This is a genomic window from Paraburkholderia sp. BR10882, from assembly GCF_040948855.1.
Classification (GTDB): domain Bacteria; phylum Pseudomonadota; class Gammaproteobacteria; order Burkholderiales; family Burkholderiaceae; genus Paraburkholderia; species Paraburkholderia nodosa_A.
Genome location: NZ_JBFPKP010000005.1, coordinates 102617 through 121243 on the forward strand (window position 1 = coordinate 102617; position 18627 = coordinate 121243).

Genomic DNA, 18627 nt, shown 5'->3' on the forward strand with positions numbered 1-18627 from the left:
TGCGTGCGGGGGCCCGATCGCGCCCTCGAACCTACCTCGAACCTATAGCGGATGCTCACCGTGTTCCGGCAACTCGGGCTCGAAAAACACCCAGCGCGCCGCAGGAAACGCCGCCTGCAAGGCGTTTTCGACACGGTCGATGATGCGCACCAGCTCGACGGCGTCGCAGCGCTCGGCGAGTTCGGCCTGGACTGCTACCAGCAGGCTGTCCGACCAGCGCAGCACGACGAGGCTGACCACGCGGCCGATCTCGGGGCGCGCTTCGAGCCACGCGCGCATGTCCCGGCGCACGCTCGCGCGCGCCGCTTCGCCCACGATCAGCGACTTGATCTCGCGAAGCGCGAACACGGCCGCCGCCATCATCACGCCGCCCACGCCGATGCTGCCGAGCGCGTCGAAGCCCGGCCAGCCGGTGAGGGCGGCCAGCCCCGTGCCGGCAATCGAGACGACGAGGCTTGCGAGCGCCGCGGCGTCCTCGCCGATCGAGAGCATGTTCTCCAGTTCGCCGGTTTCGCGAAACCAGCGCCATAGACCGCCCGCGCGGCGCCGCCGGTCGACGGAGCGGATCGATGCGCGCAACGCGGTGCCCTCGGCGAGCGCCGCAACGGCCAGCACGCCAAGGGCGATCTGCACATGATCGACGCCGCTGTGATGCCAGAGCCGCCATGCACCGATCGCCATCGAAAGCAGGCCGCCCACGAAGAAAAACTGCAGCGCGACGAGCATGGCGTAGAAGTGCGTCTCGCGGCCAAAGCCAAGCGGATGCTGTTCGTCGGGCCGGTTGCGGGCCGCGCGCCGGCCCGCAATGAGCAAAAACTGATTCAGGCAGTCGGCGCTGGAGTGCGCGGCCTCGGCAAGCGTGGCGCCCGAATTCGTGTAGGCCGCGGCGGCGAACTTGCACAGCGCCACCACGACGTTGGACGCGAGCGCGTAGTAGACGGCGCGCGGGACCTTCACGCTGGCCTGCCCAGTCGCGCCGCGCTCCATCAGGACCCCGGGATGTCGCGCGCCGCAACGTCTATCGTCTTGGTCCATGCAGCCATCGTGCCTCCCGTTCACCCCCTTATTGCGGGCGCGCAAATCGCATGCCCCCTGCGCGCGTGCGCCGGCGCGATTGCGAGGGCACATCGCTTGCGCTCCGGATGATGTTGTCGCTCGCCTTCACCTTGTGGCGAGCCATTCGGAACACTCACCAGGAGCCACCCCATGACAAAACACAAAAGCCCTCAAGGCAAGCATCAGCCCACCGACGCGAAATCGCAGAGCCTCGAATCGTTTCGCGCGCATGCGGACGGCGAGGCGCTGCGCACCAACCAGGGCGTGAAGATCGCCGATAACCAGAACACCTTGCGTGCAGGTGCGCGCGGCCCTTCGCTGCTCGAAGACTTCATCATGCGCGAGAAGATCACGCACTTCGACCACGAACGGATTCCCGAGCGCATCGTTCACGCGCGCGGTTCCGCTGCGCATGGGGTTTTTCGTGTATACGAGTCGCAAGCCGAACTCACGCGCGCGGGCTTTTTGCAGGACCCCGCCAAGGAAACGCCTGTCTACGTGCGATTTTCGACAGTGCAGGGGCCGCGCGGCTCGTCGGACACCGTGCGCGACATACGCGGCTTCGCCACCAAGTTCTACACGGACGAGGGCAATTTCGATCTGGTGGGCAACAACGTGCCCGTATTCTTCATTCAGGACGCGATCAAGTTCCCCGACTTCGTGCATGCGGTGAAGCCCGAGGCCCCCGACGAAATGCCCACGGGCGGCACCGCCCACGATACGTTCTGGGACTTCGTCTCGCTCGTGCCGGAAAGCGCGCACACGGTCATCTGGGCCATGTCCGACCGCGCGATCCCGCGCAGCCTGCGCACCATGGAAGGGTTCGGAGTGCATACGTTTCGCTTCGTCAATGCCAAGGGCCACGCGCGCTTCATCAAGTGGCACTGGCGGCCCGTGCTGGGCTCGTACTCGCTGCTGTGGGACGAAGCGCAGAAGATCGCTGGCAAGGACCCCGACTTTCATCGGCGCGACTTGTGGGAGGCGATCGAGCGCGGCGACTATCCCGAGTTCGAACTGGGCGTGCAGGTCATCGAAGAGAGCGACGAACACAGCTTCGATTTCGATCTGCTCGACCCGACCAAGCTCGTGCCCGAAGAAGAGGTGCCGGTGAAGATCATCGGCAAGATGACGCTCAACCGCAATCCGGACAACTTCTTCGCGGAAACGGAGCAGGTCGCGTTCCATCCCGGCCATATCGTGCCGGGCATCGATTTCACGAACGATCCCTTGCTGCAAGGGCGTTTGTTCTCCTATACCGATACGCAGATCAGCCGTCTTGGCGGCCCGAACTTTCACGAGATTCCGATCAACCGGCCGGTTTGCCCGTACCAGAACAATCAGCGCGATGCGATGCACCGTCAAACCGTCAACGTCGGCCAGGCTTCGTACGAACCGAATTCGGTGAGCGGCGGGTGGCCGAAGGAAACGCAGCCGAAGGACGGCGGCTTCGAAAGCTACCAGGAACGCATGGACGGCGTGAAGATACGCGTGCGCAGCGAGTCGTTCGCGGACCACTTCTCGCAGGCCACGATGTTCTACCACAGCATGTCGGAGCCGGAGAAGGACCATATCAAGGCCGCCTATACCTTCGAACTGGGCAAGGTCACGAAGCCCGAAATACGCGAACGCCAGGTCAACGCCATTCTCGCTAACATCGACGCGGACCTCGCTGCGAGCGTGGCGCAGGCGCTCGGCTTGCCGAAACCAAAAGCCGGCGCCAAACCAGGCAAGCCGCGCACGGCCAGTTCGCCCGCGCTCAGCCTGCTCAACCGCGTGCAGCCCGGCATCAAGGCGCGCAAGATCGCCTTGCTCACCGCGCCCGGCGCGGACCCGGCCATGCTCACGCGGCTGCGCGATGCCTTTGCGCTGGAGGGCGCAACGGCGCTCGTCATCGCGCCCACGCTCGCGCCGATCGGCGATCTCGCGCCCGATGCGACTATCACCGGCATGCCCTCCGTCATGTTCGACGCGGTGTTCGTCCCCGGCGGCGAGAAGGCCACGGAGGCATTGACGCAGTCGGGCGATGCGCGTCATTTCGTGCTCGAAGCGTTCAAGCATCTGAAGGCGATCGGCTCGGTCGATACGGGGCGGCTCGTGCTGTCCGCCGCGCAGTTGCCCGATCGCGCGGACGGCGTCGCGAACGGCGATGAAGCCGAACTCGAGCGCGTGCTCAAGGAATTCATCGAAGCGGCAGGGCAGCATCGCGTATGGTCGCGCGTGGCGCAGACGCTGGCGGTGCCGGCGTGAGCGTCAACGGGAGGGCACAAGCAAATGGACAAGCCGGCTACACGATCGAAGAACGCGCGCAGCGACGCGCAATCGCAGTTCTCGCGCTATGCGCAGCCGCTGGTGAGGGAAGCGCTTGCGCGTGTCGCCGCGCTCGACACCGAGCCGGAAACGATGCACCGGCTGCGCGTCGCGTTGCGGCGGCTGCGCACGCTGTTGTGGGCGTGGCGGCCGCTGCTCGGGCGCGCGAGGATCGAGCCGCAGCGGGCGTTTCTCAAGCGTGCGGCGTCGGCCGCGGGCGAGGTGCGCGATTGGGACATTGCCGTCGCGCTGCTCGGCACGGACGGCGGCGCACTCGCGAACGGGCACCTTGCGCCGGTACGACAAGCGGCGCGCGAGCACGCCCGGCAGACGCTTTCTGCCGCCGATCTCAAGCACGCGCTGCGCGACATGCTGCATGAGGTGAACCGCGCGTTGAACACGTCGCCGCGCCGCACGCCGCTCAAGCGCCTCGCGCGCGAACGCGTGCGAGCGGCGCGCCGGTCGCTGGCTAAGCGCATGCGGCGAGCGCGCAGCGCAAAACGCCGCGATTACGCCTCGTGGCACGAGGTGCGCAAGGGGGCGAAGCGCCTGCGCTATCTGCTCGAGTTCTTCGGATCGATACTGCCGCGCCGCGAAAACCGGGGCATGAAGTCGCTCAAGAAACTTCAGGATCGTTTCGGCAAGCTAAACGATGCGGTCGCGAGCGAACACCTGCTCGCGCAACATCGCGAGATCTTCCCGGACGGTGCGAAGGCCGATGCCGCGCTCGCGACGCTGCGTCGCGAACGCAAGAAGCGCCGGCGAATGGCGGCAAAGCTGCTCGATTAGCGCGGCGGTGGAGGGGCGGACGAGGCGATCGGCCCCGCTTGCTCCCACCCGCCGCCCAGCGCCTTGTACAACGCCACGAGGTCGGTGCATACCTGCAGTTGCTCCTGCTGCGCGTTCTGCTCGGCGCTGCTCAGTTGGCGCTGCGCATCGAGCACGTCGATGAACGAGACAATGCCCTTGCGATAGCTCTCGCGTGCGAGATCGAACGCGTGGCGCTGGGCTGCCGCACTCTCGTCGAGCGAGACGAGGCGCGTCTGATCGGTGCGATACACATCGAGCGCGTTGTTCACGTCGCGCAGCGCATCGAGCACGGTTTTGCGGTAATCGAGCGCGGCTTCGACCTGTTGGAGCTTCGACAGCCTCAAGTTCGACACGAGCGCGCCGCCCTGGAAGACGGGCAGCGATACGCTCGGCCCCCATGACCAGAAAAGGTTCGCCCAGTGCGTGAGATCGTGCGGCGAGGTCGCGCGCGTGCCGACCTGCCCGGTGAGCGAGATGTCCGGATAGAACTGCGCCACGGCCACGCCCACGTTGGCCGTGGCCGCGTGCAGCGAAGCTTCGGCGCGGCGGATGTCGGGGCGCCGGCGCGCGAGCGTGGCGGGCAGCCCGACCGGCACTGCGGGCGGCGTGCCGGGCAGTATGCCGGGCGGCGTGAGTTCGGTGTCGAGCGCGCCCGGCGCTTCGCCTACGAGCACCGCGAGCGCGTTGAGCGACTGCGCGATCTGCTGATCGTATTGCGGCAGCAGCGCCTCGGTTTGCGTGCGCTCGGCGTGCGCGCGCGCGACGTCGAGTTCGCTTTCGAGGCCGTGCATCGCGGCGCTGCGCGCGAGGTCCTCGGTCTCGCGCTGCTCGGCGACGAGGTTCTGGGCCGTCGCGTGCAGCATCTGGGCGCCGCGCAGCTGCAGGTAGGTCTCGGCCACTTCGGCTTCCAGCGAGACCTGCGCATCGCGTTGCGACTCGAGCGCGACATCGGCCTGCGCATTTGCGGCTTCGACCGAGCGTCGCACGCGCCCGAAGAGGTCGAGTTCCCATGACGCGTCGAAGCCCGCTTGCCACAGGTCCACGGGCGCGGTGAGCCGGTCGAGCGCGCTTTGCGCGCCGCGCTCCACGCCTGGGCCCGCACCCGGCGCGATCTGGTTGATGGGCGAGTTGGGCGCGCCGAGCGCATCGACCTTGTTGTAGACGCCCGCCGATTCGAGCAGGCCCTTCGCGCCCAGTTGTTCGCGCTTGTAGCTCGCGCTCGCGCGCACGTTCGGCAGACCTTGTGCGGCGGCCTGCTGGGTTCGTTCGCGTGCTTGCGCGATGCGCACGACCGCGATCTGCAGATCGGGGTTGTCGCTCAATGCGCGCTCGATCAGGGCGTCGAGCGCGGGGTCGCCGAAGCCGCGCCACCACTGCGGATCGGGATTCGATTCGACGGTGGGCGTCGATGCGCCGCCCGGTCCGTTCGCCGTGCGTTGCGTCGCATGCCAGTCTGCGGGCGCGTTGGCCTGCGGCGGCTGGAAGTCGGGGCCTACGGTGCAGGCACACAGTGAAGCGGCGACAATGACGGCGAGCGCTCGCATGTCAATGGCCTCCTGAACCCGCCGCTTTCGAGGGCGAGAACAACAGCGCGAGCGGCGCGAACACCGCGCAGAAGCAGGCGAGTATGCCAAATACGTCGATATAGGCAAGGATGGTGGCCTGTGAAACGAAGGTCTCGTAGAGATGGCCGCTCGCCGTCTGCATGGCGTGCGCGAGCGGCGTTCCGGTGCTTTGCATGACCGTTTGCGCCTCGCGCGCGAGTGTGTCCTGGTAGTTCTGCGAGAACGGCGACATATGGGCCGAAAGATGCGCCATCCATGCCTGCGAGCGCTCGCGAATCAACGCGGTGGAGACCGAAATGCCGATCGAGCCGGCCACGTTGCGGAACATGGTGAACAGTGCGGAGGCGTCGTTATTGAGCTCCTTCGGCACGGTCAGGTAAGCGAGCGTCGTGACAGGCACGAACAGGAATCCGATGGCGAGCGACTGCGCGCTGCGCAGCTTCACGAGCGTGAGGTAGTCGATATCGGGCGTGAGCGTGCGCGCGTAGATGAGCGCCACGGTGAGCATGATGAAGCCGGTCAGGATGAGCATGCGCGTCTGGATATGCGGCATCAACCGGCTGACGATGGGAATCTCCATCGTGATGAGCAGCGCGCCCGGTGACAGCACGAGGCCCGCGAGGGTGGCGGTGTAGCCGAGCTGCTGCTGTGCGAGTTGCGGAATGATCACGGCGCTGCCATAGAGCACGGCGGCGAACGCGGCGATCATGCAGCAGCCCAGCGCGAAATTGCGGTCGCGCAGGCAGCGCAGATCCACGACGGGATGCTTCGCGTAGATGAGGCGCAAGGTTGCGCCCACGATGCCGAGCACCGCGAGCACGGCGAAGGTGACGATGAACGGCGACGAGAACCAGTCGTCGTCCTCGCCGCGATCGAGCGTGACCTGCAGGCAGCCGAGACCCAGGGCGATGAGCCCGATGCCCCAGAAGTCGACCGTGCGCCAGTTCATGCGTTGGTGTGTCTCGCGTTTGACCCATGGCGGGTCTTCCACGAGCTGGAACACGGCGAGGGTCGTGAGAATGCCGACCGGCACGTTGAGCAGGAAGACCCAGCGCCATGAGACGTGGTCGGTGATCCAGCCGCCCAGCGTCGGGCCGAGCACAGGGGCGACGACGATGGCGACGGCGGAGATCGAAAACGCGCGGCCGCGCTGGCTGGGTTCGAAGGTGTCGAGGATGATGGACTGCTGGTTCGGCTGCAGGCCGCCGCCAAAGAAGCCTTGCGCCACGCGGAAGATCACGAGCTGGCCGAGGCTCGTGGCGACGCCGCACAGGAAAGAGCACACCGTGAACGCGACGATGCAGAGCATGAAATAGCGCTTGCGGCCGAGCACGCGGGCGAAGAACGCCGAGATGGGCAGCACGATGCCATTGGCGACGAGGTAGGACGTCAGCACCCAGGTAGCCTCGTCGTAGCTCGCCGACATCGTGCCGGCGATATGGGGCAGCGCGACGTTCACGATGGTCGTGTCGAGCACTTCCATGAACGCGGCGAGCGTGACCGCGATCGCGATGAGCCAGGGGTTGCCGGCGGGGCGCCAGTTGCTCTGCGAATCGCTCATGGCCGCGCCCTCAGTCCGCCAGATACACCGTAGGCTCGACCGAAAGCCCCAGCGGCAGCGGCCGGTTCCCCGGCAAGCCGCTGTCGATCACGATCTTCACCGGCACGCGCTGCACGATCTTGACGAAATTGCCCGTCGCGTTCTCGGCGGGGAACGCCGAAAAGCGCGAGCCGCTGCCGAGCTGGATGCTATCCACGTGGCCGCGTAATTCGAGCTTCGGGTAGGCGTCCACGCTGATCTTGACCTTGTCGCCCGGGCGCATGCGCGTGAGTTGGGACTCCTTGAAATTGGCGGTGATCCACATTTGCGGCGTGACGATGGAAAAAAGCGACGTGCCCGCCTGCAAGAACGTGCCGTACTGCACATTGCGGCGCGTGACCCAGCCATCGGAGGGCGCGCGCATGTCGCACCAGGCGAGGTTCAGTTCCGCCGTGTCGAGCTGCGCCTCGGCCTGCGCCACCTCTTCGCGGCGCGCCTCCACGGCGGCCACGGCCTGGCGGATCTGCTGCGGCACGAGGCTCGCCGTCTTCAGTTGGGCACGGGCGCTCATGACGCCGGCATGCGACACGCGCTGCTGGTCGTTGGCCGTGTCGATGTTCTGTTGCGTGGTTGCGCGGGGATCGACGCCGTGCTGGCGTTCGTAGTCGGCCTGCGCGCGCGCGTAGTTCGCGCTGGCTGTTTCGATCTGCGCCCGCGCCTGGTCGTACTGCGCGGGGTACTGCACACGCGCGATGTCGAGCTGCGCTTGCGCGGAAAGCAACTGGGCCTTCGCGAGGCCGAGTTGCGCGCGCGCCTGGTCGACCTGGGCCGCGTAGTCGCGCCGGTCGATCTCGACCATCAGGTCGCCCTTGTGCACGTAGACGTTGTCGTCGACGTTGAGTTGCGTCACATAGCCCGATACCTTCGGGGCGATGGTGATGGCGTTGCCGTCGGTATAGGCGTCGTCGGTGCTGACCTCGTTGCGCGTGACGAACCACCAGACAAGCGCGCCAATGGCGATCACGAGCAGCACGATGCCGATCACGATGAGCGGCTTCTTGCCGGGTCGCTTGCGGCCCTGATTGTCATTCTTCTCACTGCGGTTCGCACCGTTTTTCGATTTTTCGGCATCCGTGCGGCGCGCTTTGCCCCGGTGTGCGCGCGACCAGGCGCCCACGCCGCCCGAGCCTTCTTGCTCAGCCATGCGCGGCTCCTGGCTCACCGTTGAAATCGGCTGAATGGGGGAAGGCTTTCATGCGGGTCCCGGTGGATTCGATTTGCGCGAAAAGGGCAACTCCCTGCAGGCAGCAATCGCTATGCCTATGCAGAGGGTGTCGAACGAAAAAAGACGCGCGTCGAGGCGCAAAAGCCGCCAGTCTCACCCGGCGCCAGGTTCGGCGTTTGCGCGGGTGACGCCAACACGGCAAACGACTCGGACTATCCGTAAGGAGAACGGCACATGGCGACGACTACGGTGAGCGACTTCATCATCGAGCGGCTGCACGAATGGGGCGTGCGACGCATCTACGGCTATCCTGGCGACGGCATCAACGGCATGTTCGGCGCGCTGCAGCGCGCGCAGGGCAAGATTGAATTCGTGCAGGCGCGCCACGAGGAAATGGCCGCCTTCATGGCGAGCGCCCACGCCAAGTTCACGGGCGAACTGGGCGTGTGCATCGCCACGTCGGGGCCGGGCGCGGCACACCTGCTCACGGGGCTCTATGACGCGCGGCTCGACCACATGCCCGTGCTGGCCATTGCGGGCCAGCAGGCGCGCGCCGCGCTCGGCGCGCATTATCAGCAGGAACTCGACCTCGTCTCGATGTTCAAGGACGTCGCGGGCGCCTACGTGCAGCAGCCCAGCGTGCCTGCGCAGGTACGCCACGTGGTGGACCGCGCAGTGCGCATCGCACTCTCGCGGCGCACGGTCACGGCCATGGTGCTGCCCAACGACTTGCAGGAACTCGAATATGAGCCGCCCGCGCGCAAGCACGGCACGGCGCATTCCGGCGTGGGCTACAGCGCACCCGAAGTGGTGCCGCGCGAGGCCGACCTCAAGCACGCGGCCGAGGTGCTCAACGCGGGCCACCGGGTGGCGATACTCGTCGGCGCGGGCGCGATGCACGCCGGCGACGAGGTGCTCGCCGTGGCCGAGCGCCTGCACGCGGGCGTTGCCAAAGCGTTGCTCGGCAAAGCCGTGGTGCCCGACGACATTCCCTGGGTGACGGGCAGCATCGGCCTGCTCGGCACCAAGCCGACCGACGAGATGATGTCCTCTTGCGACACCTTGCTGATGATTGGCTCCGGCTTCCCGTATTCGGAATTCCTGCCGAAGGAAGGCGACGCACGCGCGGTGCAGATCGACATCGACGCGGGCATGCTCAGCGTGCGCTATCCGATGGAGGTGAGCCTCGTGGGCGACAGCGCGGCCACGCTGCGCGCGCTCTTGCCGCTGCTCGAGCAGAAGAACGCCGGGAGCTGGCGCAACCGCCTCATCCATGCTGGCGAGCGCTGGCAGCGCGTGCTCGAGGATCGCGCGCACGCGGCGACGAGCGGCAAGGTGAACCCGCAGCGCGTGGTGACCGAGCTGTCGCCGCGTCTGCCCGATGGCGCGATCGTCACGAGCGACTCGGGTTCGTGCGCGAACTGGTATGCGCGCGACCTCAAGATCCGGCGCGGCATGATGTGTTCGCTGTCGGGCGGTCTCGCCTCGATGGGGGCGGCCGTTCCCTATGCCATCGCGGCGAAGTTCGCGCATCCCGAACGGCCCGTGATCGCGCTCGTGGGCGACGGCGCCATGCAGATGAACAACATGGCCGAACTCGTGACCGTGGCGAAGTACTGGCGCCAATGGGCGAGCCCGCGCTGGATCTGTTGCGTGTTCAACAACGAGGACCTGAATCAGGTGACCTGGGAGCAGCGCGTGATGCAGGGCGACGCGAAATTCGAAGCCTCGCAGGACATTCCCAATGTGCCGTATCACCGTTTTGCGGAACTGGTGGGGCTCACGGGCATCTACGTGGACAACGCGGAGCAGCTGGGCGACGCCTGGGACCAGGCGCTCGCATCGCCGCGCCCCGTGGTGCTCGAAGTGAAGACCGATCCCGACGTGCCGCCGCTGCCGCCGCACGTGACGATCGAGCAGGCGCGCCATTTCGCGCGCGCGCTCATGGAAGGCGACCCGGACGAGGGCGGCGTGATTGCGAACACGGCGCGCCAGGTGATGGCGAGCGTCATTCCGGGCAAGAAGTGATGGGCGCACAAGGAGCCATCGATGGACGCTGATATTCCCGAGACGATGCTCGCGTGGCGCGTGCCGCGCTTTGGCGGCGTAGAGTCGTTGCGCCAGGAAAGCCTGAGCGTGCCCGAGCCCGCGCATGGAGAAGTGCTGATCGAAGTGCAGGCTGCCGCGCTCAATCCCGTCGATCTCAAGACGCTGCAAGGCCGCTATCCGCTCGTTACGGAAGGCGATTTGCCGTATACGCTGGGCCGCGACGTGACGGGCGTGGTGGTGAGCAGGGGCGAGGGCGCACAGGCATGGCCGCAAGGCGCGCGCGTCTGCGCGTTCGTGGGCCAGGGGTCTGGCGCGCTCGCCGATTACGTAGTGGTCGACGCAACCGCGCTGGCGGGCGCGCCTGCAACCTGCGCCGTGGACGCGGCGGCCGCCATTCCGCTCGCCGCGCTCACGGCGTGGCAGGGTTTGTTCGAGCACGGCAAGCTGCAAGGCGGCGAGCGCGTGCTGATTCAAGGCGCGAGCGGCGGCGTCGGGCGCTTCGCCGTGCAGTTCGCGCGCCATTGCGGCGCGCGCGTCGTCGCGACGGCCTCGGCGAGCGAACGCGACGCGCTATTGGCGCTCGGCGCGAGCGAAGTCATCGACTATCACGCGCAGCGCTTCGAAGAGGAGGCAGGCGAGGTGGACCTCGTGTTCGACCTCGTGGGCGGCGAAGCCCAGCAACGCTCGTGGCAGGTCGTCAAGAACGGCGGGGCGATGGTCTCGACGCTGGGCGAACCTTCGCAGGCGCAAGCGAGCCGCCACGGCGCGCGCGCTACGCGCTACACCGCGCGAGCGGACGGCGCGCAGCTCGCCCATATCGTCGAGCTCGTCGAGAAGGGCGCGGTGAAAGCCGAAGTGGTCGAGCGCTTCGACTTCGACGACACGCCAAGGGGCTTCGAGCGGCTCGCCGGGGGGCACCTGCGCGGCAAGCTCGTAGTAATGCGTCAGTGGCACGACGCCCTTTGATCTTCGATGCTCACGCGGCGCGCACGCGACGCTGCGAGATGTCCTGGAGCGTATTCGTCGCATTGTGCAAGCCGGCGTGGGCTGCGCACGCGTTTCAAGCCTTACACGTAATCGATGCAAGTTCGCGCGCGGCCGACTGCAGCGCGAAAAGACGGTGTGCGCAGCCATTGCAAAGGGACGCGCCCTCATTGGGCTTGCAAACCTTTCGGGAATCCGAAGTGCTCGCACGGATTCGAGCGCGCCCATTCGTGCGCGGGTAGCGCTATCGTCCATGACCCGAACACGCCTCATCGAAGATTACGCATTGCTTGCCGATGGCCGCAGCGCGGCGCTGCTCGCTCGCGATGGCTCGATCGACTGGCTCTGCTGGCCGCGTTTCGACAGCGAACCCTGCTTTGCCGCGTTGCTCGGCCGCGAAGAGGATGGCCACTGGCGCCTTGCACCCGCCGATCCGGCGCGCCGCGCGAGCCGCAGCTACCGGCGCGACACGCTCATGGTCGAAACCGCCTGGAAGGGCACGCACGGCAGCGCGCGTGTGATCGACTTCATGGCGGCTGATAGCGCTGAACCGTGCATCATGCGCATCGTCGAAGGCGTGGACGGCAGTGTGGATATGCACATGATCGCGCAGCCGCGCCGCGCGGATGGGCACGCTGCGCCACACACGATAGACGCAAGCGGCGCGGCGACCGTGCGCGCCGCGTGTGGCCCGATGACGTTGCGCGCGGAGGTGCCGTTGCGTGTCCACGCGCAGGCGCTCGAAGCCGCGTTCACGGTGCGCGCGGGCGAGCGCTTCGTTTTCACGCTATGCCCGGGCGAGGCCGTGGGCGTCGATCCGGCATCGGCCGTCACGGCGCTGCACGACACGCAACGTCACTGGCGCCGCTGGATCGACCACTTCGACAACGATCGAACGCTCTGGCCGCAAGCGGTGCGGCGCTCGCTCCTCACGCTCTACGCGCTGGTCTACCGTCCGACGGGCGCGATGGTCGCCGCGCCCACCACGTCTTTGCCGGAGGCGCCGGGCGGCGAACTCAACTGGGACTATCGCTATTGCTGGCTGCGCGACGCGAGTTTCGCGCTGGAAGCGTTGCTCGAAGCGGGCTTTCACGACGAAGCGCGCGCCTGGCGCGACTGGCTGCTGCGTACGATCGGCCATGTGCGCGGACACATTCACGTCATGTATTGCGTCGATGGCTGCCACGTGCCGCGCGAGCGCGAGGTCGACGCCCTGGCGGGCTGGCAGGGCGCGAGGCCCGTGCGCTTCGGCAATGCGGCGTGTATGCAATATCAGCCGGATGTGTTCGGCGAGGCGTTCGATTGCCTCTATCTCACGCGGCGCGCCGGCATCGTCGCGGCGCAGGAGGAGGCCGAACTCGAAGCGCGCTTGATCGGTTGGCTGCTCGATCATGGCGGGAAGCCGGGTTCGGGAATCTGGGAGACGCGTGGCCACGCGCGCCACTACACGCTTTCGCGCGTCATGGCGTGGGTGGCGCTCGACCGCTTCATCAAACACTGGTGTGAAGACGGCCCGGGCATAGGCGACCCGCTGGTGCAACGCGCACTGCAGATGCGCAAGGCCCTGTACGAGGAGGTCTCCGAACACGGCTGGAGCGCGCGGCGCGGCGCCTTCGTCCGCGGTTACGGCGAAGAGGCGCTCGATGCGAGCGTGCTCCTCATGCCACTCGTGGGCTTCATGCGCGCCGACGAGCCGCGTATGTCGGCCACCATCGACGCGATTCGCGCCGAACTGGGCGAAGGCGGCCTGATTCGTCGCTGGCGGCTCGGCGGGGACGAAGCGCCCGACGAAGGCGCCTTCCTCGCGTGCTCGTGCTGGATGGCCGACTGTCTCTACCTGCGCGGCGACGTGGACGAGGCCATCGCCCAGTTCGAGCGCGTGCTGGCCGTGGCCAACGACGTCGGTTTGCTCGCCGAAGAGTATGACGTGGGGGCGCAGCGGCTGGCGGGCAATTTCCCGCAGGCGCTCAGTCATCTGGCCGTGGTCAAGACGGCAATCCTGCTGAGCGGATCGGCGAAGGGCCATCGCCGCGCCAGGTGAGCCGGCGCGGGTCGTCAGGCCGATCAGCCCGCCGGCACGATCGCCCCGATCAGCCGCGCCGCGAAATCGGGCCAGGTAACGACGAGCGGCATCGGGTTCATGAGTGCGGCGGGGTTCATTGCAGGCTCGGCCCACGGCGACGCAAACGTGCGCGCAAGCCTTATGCCCCTGCGCTGCGGCAGACGCTCGCATGCGTGGCACACCATGTGCGCTGCGAAGGGCTAGCGCGCGGGTGGTTTTCAGCACGCACCGCCCGTTTTTTCTATCCAGACGATGACGAGGAAAGCCAACCATGAAGCCACGACACTATTTCATTTCTGCACTAGCGAGCGTGACGCTTGCTACATCGGGTCTCGCGCTCGCCCAGGGTTCAGGCGGCGGCAGCAGCAGCACGAGTCCAGGCGCTGCGACCGGCGGCGCAAGCGACGTGTATCCGGCGCAGACTCAGGGCGTCGAGCAGAATCCTGCCGCTACCGGTACGACACACAAGTCGACTCATCACAAGAAGCACACGAAGGCGATGTCCAAACCGATGAACGACACGACCAACACCCCGGGTGCGGACGCAAGCAGCGACAGCAAGGGGCAATAAGCTCGTCAGATAGCCCCTGACCCGGATGGCGCGCGGTCGTTCCCCACCGCGCGCCATGCTTGACTGGAAGGAACGCTCAACGGTGGATCGCGCCGCGCAGTCGCGTAACTTCGGCGGGCGCGATGGGCGCCGCGTCGTTGCCCCACGCGCCGCGCACGAAGCTCGCCACCTGGGCGACCTCGCTGTCCGTGAACTGGGTGCGGAACCCAGGCATCTTGCGCGGCGTGCCGCCATTACCGGTTTGCGGACTCTGGCTGCCTTCGACGATGAGGCGCAGTACGCTTGTCGCGTCGGACGAGAGCGCGAGCGAACTGCCCGCAAGGGGCGGCGCCTTGTCGGGTTTGCCGGCGCCGTCGGCGCCGTGGCATTTTGCGCAGTACGAGAGATAGAGGCCGGCGCCGGGCCGCTCCGGCGTGCCGCCGTGCAATGCCGCCATGGTCGAGGCGCGCGCGGCCGCGGAATCGGCATACTGGCCACTCGCCTCGCGTGCGGGCAGCGATTTCAGATAAGTGGCGATGGCGTGCAGATCGTCGTCGCCCAGGTATTGCGTGCTCGCGCCCACCACGGGCGCCATCGCGCCGAATGCATAGGCGCGGTCGTTGTGCCCGTCGCGCAGGAACGCGGCGATGTCGTCGGCACTCCAGCGGCCCAGGCCGCTGCCTGGGTCGCCCGTCAGATTCGGCGCGTACCAGTGGTCGTTCACGCCGCCCGTGAGGTAGAGCGGGCTGCTTTGCGTGTAGCCCATTTCGTTGTAGGCGGGCCCGCGCGGCGTGTGGCACGCGCCGCAGTGGCCGAGACCCTGCACGAGCCAGGCGCCGCGATTCCACTGCGCGGTCTGCCCGGGGTCGGGCTCGAAGCGGCCATGTTGTGCGAACGCGAGACGCCAGAACATCATCACCCAGCGCTGGTTGAACGGAAACGGCAGATGCGTTTGCGGCGCGGCATTCGGCACCGGCTTCACGCCATACATGAAGTACTGGTAGAGCGCGTTCACGTCGCTTGCCGCCAGCGCCGCAAACGACGGATAAGGCATCGCGGGATAGAGCCGCTTGCCGCCACGTGCTTCGCCGCGCTGCAAGGCCGCGGCGAACTGCGCGGGCGTGTAGTCGCCGATGCCGTGCACGGGGTCGGGCGTGATGTTGCTGGCGTAAATCGGACCGAACGGCGAATTCACGGCGAGACCGCCGCCGAAGGGTTCGCGTTTGGCGGAATCGTGGCACGAGGCGCAATCGCCCGCTTTCGCGAGCTTTTCGCCCAGTGCGATCTGGGCGGCATCGGGCGGCGGTTTCGTCGTCGCGAACGGCTCGTCGCGGTGGCAGCCGGCGAGCAGCACGAGGGCGGCGAGCACAGCGCTCGAACCGGCGCGGGAGTTCATCGCAACGCCCCGCATAGCCGTTCGAGCGGCAACGCGAACAGCACCGATATCGTGAACACGAGCGCGATCGTGAACGCCACGGCAACGGCCGTGCTGCTCCAGGCGAGAAAGCGGAAGGTGTCGCGCTGCGGCGTGTCGACGGCGGCGCTTTCGCGCCACGTGCGCCGCGCCAGCAGCGCGCCGGTGAGCGCCAGAGCGAACGCAGCGGCGGAGACGAGCGCAAGCGTCCAGTGCACGACCTCCCAGGGCTCGCCATTGCGTTGCGGGACGCCGCCGGCACACGCGGTGGCTGCGAGCGTCTGGCAGACCAGCACGTGGACCGCCCAGATGGCCGGCACGCCAAAAATGCCGTACCACACGGCAATATGCTGCCGCAGCGTGGGCCGGATGCGTGCGGGCACGGGTGCTGGAGACGCGGCGGAGTGCATCATCGTCCTCGCATCCAGTAAGGCGAGAGATAGAGCACGGAGAAGATGAAGAGCCACACCACGTCGACGAAGTGCCAGTACAGGCCGCCAATGGTGAGTGCCGCATCGCGTCTGCCGTCGAAGTAGCCGCGCGCGATCCAGAACGCGAGCGCGGCGAGCATCAGCACACCCGCCATCACGTGGGCCATGTGAAAGCCCGTGATCGTGAAGTAGAGCGAACCATACAGATGCGTCGCGAGCCCATAGGGCCGGTCGTGCCACTCGAAGAACTGGATCGTGACAAACGCGATGCCGAGCGCAATGCCGGCGATCATCGACCAGAACGCGGGCCAGGAGCGCGCGCGCCGCACAAACGCGCCCGCGAGCCATACGAACACGCTGCTCGTGAGCAGCAGCGCCGTGTTCAGTCCGCTCATGCCGAGCTTGGGCAGGCCATCGGGCGGCCAGGGCTGTGCGCTCTGCGAAGCGAGATAGAGGTACGAGAAGATCAGGTAGCCGAACAGCGCGGTTTCCGTCACGACGAGCGTGAGCACGCCCCACCAGCCGCCCGCATGTTCGCCGGCGCTGCCCACGGGCAAGGCAAGGGTTTCGTCTTCGCTTCCTGTCGTGATCGACTCGGCAGTCGTCTCGGCGACTTTGCCGGCGGGCGTCGTGCCTTGCGGCGCGAACGGTTCGCGCTGTCCTAGCGAGCGCCGCGGCCACAGCCACGAGAGCAGCGCGAGTCCGCATGCGAGCCCGGCGAGCGCGGTGAACTGAGTCGAATGGAACAGCAACCCCACGAACACGAGCGTCGAAGCCACGCCCAGCACGAAGGGCGCGTAGCTGTCCTCGGGCATCTTGAGGATGACGTCGGGCTCGCCCATGAGGGGCGTGACGCCGAGCGCTTCGCGCCCGCGATGGAGCAGATAGCCGGGACGCGGCACATTTGCATCGGGCTGCCAGAGCGGGTCCCGCGAGCGCACGCTCGGCAGGATCGCGAAGTTGTACGGAGGCGGCGGCGACGAGGTCGCCCACTCGAGGCCCGCCGCATTCCATGGGTTCGCGCTCGCGCGTGCGCCGCGCCGCGCGCTCACGAGCGCATTGCCGATGAACATGGCGATGCCGATCGCGAACACGAACGCGCCGATGCTCGTGAGCAGGTTGGCCGTGTCCCAGCCCATGCCTTCCGGGTAGGTATAGATGCGCCGCGGCATGCCGAGGAGCCCGGAGATGTGCATCGGAAAGAAACCCAGGTTGAAGCCGACGAACGTGACCCAGAAGGTCCACTTGCCGAAGCGCTCGTGCATGAGCCGTCCGGTGAACTTGGGAAACCAGTACGTGAGGCCGCCGAGCACCGGAAACACGTTGATGCCGAGCAGCACGTAGTGAAGGTGGGCCACGACGAAGTAGGTGTCGGTGAGCTGCCAGTCGAGCGGCACGGCGGCGGTCATCACGCCGGAAACGCCGCCCACGGTGAACATCAGCACGAATCCCGCGAAGTAGTAGAACGGCGTCTTGAACACGGGCTTGCCGGTCCAGATCGTGGCGATCCACGCGAACACCGCAATTGCGCTCGGCACGGAAATCACCATGCTCGCCGCACCGAAGAAGGCCAGGGCGAGCGGCGGCAGGCCCGTGGCGAACATGTGATGGAGCCACACTTCGAAGCCCACGAGCATGGTCGCGACCGTTGACAGCGCAACGGCCGCGTAGGCGACGATCGGGCGGCGGCAGAAGGTGGGCAGCGCGTCGGACACGATGCCCATGGCGGGCAGCACGACCACGTAGACCCACGGGTGCGCGAAGATCCAGAAGAGGTGTTGCCACAACAGGGGGCGCCCGTCGGCTGTCGTATCGAAGAAGTGCGAGCCTGCGTTGCGGTCGAGCCAGAGCATAAAGAACGCGAGGCTCACGGAGGGCACGGCGAGCAGATTGGCGGCCGAAGCCGTGAGCGTGCCCCAGACGAGGATGGGCAGGCGCGCGACCGACATGCCGCTGGCCCGCATGCGCAGGAACGTGATGACGAAGTTCCCCGCGCCCACTGTGGTGGAAATGCCGAGCAGCACCATGCCGAGCGCGTAGACGTCGATGTTCGGCCCGGGGTCGTAGGCGGCCGTGGAAAGCGGCACGTAGTTGAACCAGCCCGCATTGGCTCCCTGTCCCGCGGGAAAGCTCGCGTAGAGCAGAATGCCCGCGCCGAGAAAGACCCAGTACGAGAGCGCGTTCAGGCGCGGGAACGCCATGTCGCGCGAGCCGAGCACGAGCGGCCACAGGTAGTTCGAAAAGCCGCTCAGCACGGGTAACGCGTAGAGAAAGATCATCGTGACGCCGTGCATCGTGAAGAGCTGGTCGTATTGCTCGGGCGTGAGAAGCGTTTCGTTGGGGCGCGCGAGTTGCGCGCGCATGATGAGCGCTTCCACGCCGCCCAGCACGAGGAACACGAACGCCGTGACGAGATAGCGGAGGCCGATGGTCTTGTGATCCACCGTGGAGAGCCAGCCGCGCCAGCCGGCGCGCGTTTCCCACATCTCCTGGAGGCGGCGCAGGGTGGCTTCGTCGAGCGGCGCCGTGCCCGTTTCCGGCACGCGCGAGAGGCGCCCGGCACGCGGACGGCGCGGCACCGTCGCGCTGGCGGGACGGTCGGAAGCTGCGGGGGAGGCCGGGATATCGTTCATG

Annotated in this window: 13 protein-coding genes; 6 read left to right on the plus strand and 7 right to left on the minus strand. The window is 67.1% G+C overall.

Going from position 1 to position 18627, the window contains the following annotated elements; translation table 11 throughout:
• Positions 1 to 42: 42 nt before the first annotated feature.
• The gene (locus AB3X99_RS15270; protein WP_342948289.1) at positions 43 to 1035 is read right to left on the minus strand and encodes a cation diffusion facilitator family transporter; all 993 of its coding nucleotides are present in this window, start codon (positions 1033 to 1035) and stop codon (positions 43 to 45) included.
• A 171-nt stretch (positions 1036 to 1206) separates the two neighbouring features.
• Here AB3X99_RS15270 and katE point away from each other — a divergent pair, with 171 nt between their 5' ends.
• Together katE and AB3X99_RS15280 are read left to right on the plus strand one after the other, a co-directional pair.
• The gene (katE, locus tag AB3X99_RS15275) at positions 1207 to 3303 is read left to right on the plus strand and encodes a catalase HPII (RefSeq protein WP_368617398.1); all 2097 of its coding nucleotides are present in this window, start codon (positions 1207 to 1209) and stop codon (positions 3301 to 3303) included.
• Positions 3304 to 3327: 24 nt separating this feature from the next.
• On the plus strand, positions 3328 to 4152 hold the full coding sequence (locus tag AB3X99_RS15280; protein ID WP_368617399.1) for a CHAD domain-containing protein: 825 nt from the start codon (positions 3328 to 3330) through the stop codon (positions 4150 to 4152).
• Here AB3X99_RS15280 and AB3X99_RS15285 read toward each other — a convergent pair.
• The 3 genes from AB3X99_RS15285 to AB3X99_RS15295 are packed head-to-tail and all read right to left on the minus strand — an operon-like array spanning position 4149 to position 8482.
• Positions 4149 to 5717 carry an efflux transporter outer membrane subunit gene (locus tag AB3X99_RS15285; protein ID WP_368617400.1) on the minus strand — a complete coding sequence of 523 codons (1569 nt, stop codon included), beginning with the start codon at positions 5715 to 5717 and terminating at the stop codon, positions 4149 to 4151. The two genes, AB3X99_RS15280 and AB3X99_RS15285, sit on opposite strands and share 4 nt — an antisense overlap.
• Before the next feature lies 1 nt (position 5718).
• On the minus strand, positions 5719 to 7299 hold the full coding sequence (locus AB3X99_RS15290; protein ID WP_368617401.1) for a DHA2 family efflux MFS transporter permease subunit: 1581 nt from the start codon (positions 7297 to 7299) through the stop codon (positions 5719 to 5721).
• A 10-nt stretch (positions 7300 to 7309) separates the two neighbouring features.
• Positions 7310 to 8482, minus strand: a complete 1173-nt coding sequence (locus AB3X99_RS15295) for an HlyD family secretion protein (RefSeq protein WP_368617402.1) — start codon at positions 8480 to 8482, stop codon at positions 7310 to 7312.
• A 255-nt stretch (positions 8483 to 8737) separates the two neighbouring features.
• On the opposite strand from AB3X99_RS15295, the gene AB3X99_RS15300 reads away from it, so the two are divergent.
• The 4 genes from AB3X99_RS15300 to AB3X99_RS15315 all read left to right on the plus strand — a co-directional run bounded on the left by AB3X99_RS15300 (position 8738) and on the right by AB3X99_RS15315 (position 14169).
• The gene (locus AB3X99_RS15300) at positions 8738 to 10531 is read left to right on the plus strand and encodes a thiamine pyrophosphate-requiring protein (RefSeq protein ID WP_368604670.1); all 1794 of its coding nucleotides are present in this window, start codon (positions 8738 to 8740) and stop codon (positions 10529 to 10531) included.
• Positions 10532 to 10552: 21 nt separating this feature from the next.
• Positions 10553 to 11518, plus strand: a complete 966-nt coding sequence (locus AB3X99_RS15305; RefSeq protein ID WP_069262296.1) for an NADP-dependent oxidoreductase — start codon at positions 10553 to 10555, stop codon at positions 11516 to 11518.
• 271 nt (positions 11519 to 11789) lie between these two features.
• Positions 11790 to 13577: a glycoside hydrolase family 15 protein gene (locus AB3X99_RS15310; RefSeq protein WP_368617403.1), complete on the plus strand. Its 1788-nt coding sequence runs from the start codon at positions 11790 to 11792 to the stop codon at positions 13575 to 13577.
• A gap of 292 nt (positions 13578 to 13869) precedes the next feature.
• Entirely contained in the window at positions 13870 to 14169 is a 300-nt protein-coding gene (locus AB3X99_RS15315) for a hypothetical protein (RefSeq protein WP_342948283.1), read from the plus strand.
• A 76-nt stretch (positions 14170 to 14245) separates the two neighbouring features.
• Here the strand turns inward: AB3X99_RS15315 and AB3X99_RS15320 are convergent, their stop codons facing one another.
• From AB3X99_RS15320 to ctaD, 3 genes are read right to left on the minus strand one after another with little or no spacing between them, the layout of a single operon-like run.
• Positions 14246 to 15544, minus strand: coding sequence for a cytochrome c (locus tag AB3X99_RS15320; protein ID WP_368617404.1), 1299 nt, complete (start codon positions 15542 to 15544; stop codon positions 14246 to 14248).
• On the minus strand, positions 15541 to 15975 hold the full coding sequence (locus AB3X99_RS15325) for a cytochrome C oxidase subunit I (protein ID WP_368617405.1): 435 nt from the start codon (positions 15973 to 15975) through the stop codon (positions 15541 to 15543). Before AB3X99_RS15325 ends, AB3X99_RS15320 begins: the two co-directional genes overlap by 4 nt.
• Positions 15972 to 18626, minus strand: a complete 2655-nt coding sequence (gene ctaD / locus AB3X99_RS15330; RefSeq protein ID WP_368617406.1) for a cytochrome c oxidase subunit I — start codon at positions 18624 to 18626, stop codon at positions 15972 to 15974. Before ctaD ends, AB3X99_RS15325 begins: the two co-directional genes overlap by 4 nt.
• Position 18627 lies beyond the last annotated feature (1 nt).

What these genes read in the sequence shown, in the direction of transcription:
- AB3X99_RS15270 (WP_342948289.1), bottom strand. Translation starts at nt 1,035, where the DNA reads ATGGACCAAGACGATAGACGTTGCGGCGCGCGACATCCCGGGGTCCTG.
- katE (WP_368617398.1), top strand. Translation starts at nt 1,207, where the DNA reads ATGACAAAACACAAAAGCCCTCAAGGCAAGCATCAGCCCACCGACGCG.
- AB3X99_RS15280 (WP_368617399.1), top strand. Translation starts at nt 3,328, where the DNA reads ATGGACAAGCCGGCTACACGATCGAAGAACGCGCGCAGCGACGCGCAA.
- AB3X99_RS15285 (WP_368617400.1), bottom strand. Translation starts at nt 5,717, where the DNA reads ATGCGAGCGCTCGCCGTCATTGTCGCCGCTTCACTGTGTGCCTGCACC.
- AB3X99_RS15290 (WP_368617401.1), bottom strand. Translation starts at nt 7,299, where the DNA reads ATGAGCGATTCGCAGAGCAACTGGCGCCCCGCCGGCAACCCCTGGCTC.
- AB3X99_RS15295 (WP_368617402.1), bottom strand. Translation starts at nt 8,482, where the DNA reads ATGGCTGAGCAAGAAGGCTCGGGCGGCGTGGGCGCCTGGTCGCGCGCA.
- AB3X99_RS15300 (WP_368604670.1), top strand. Translation starts at nt 8,738, where the DNA reads ATGGCGACGACTACGGTGAGCGACTTCATCATCGAGCGGCTGCACGAA.
- AB3X99_RS15305 (WP_069262296.1), top strand. Translation starts at nt 10,553, where the DNA reads ATGGACGCTGATATTCCCGAGACGATGCTCGCGTGGCGCGTGCCGCGC.
- AB3X99_RS15310 (WP_368617403.1), top strand. Translation starts at nt 11,790, where the DNA reads ATGACCCGAACACGCCTCATCGAAGATTACGCATTGCTTGCCGATGGC.
- AB3X99_RS15315 (WP_342948283.1), top strand. Translation starts at nt 13,870, where the DNA reads ATGAAGCCACGACACTATTTCATTTCTGCACTAGCGAGCGTGACGCTT.
- AB3X99_RS15320 (WP_368617404.1), bottom strand. Translation starts at nt 15,544, where the DNA reads ATGAACTCCCGCGCCGGTTCGAGCGCTGTGCTCGCCGCCCTCGTGCTG.
- AB3X99_RS15325 (WP_368617405.1), bottom strand. Translation starts at nt 15,975, where the DNA reads ATGATGCACTCCGCCGCGTCTCCAGCACCCGTGCCCGCACGCATCCGG.
- ctaD (WP_368617406.1), bottom strand. Translation starts at nt 18,626, where the DNA reads ATGAACGATATCCCGGCCTCCCCCGCAGCTTCCGACCGTCCCGCCAGC.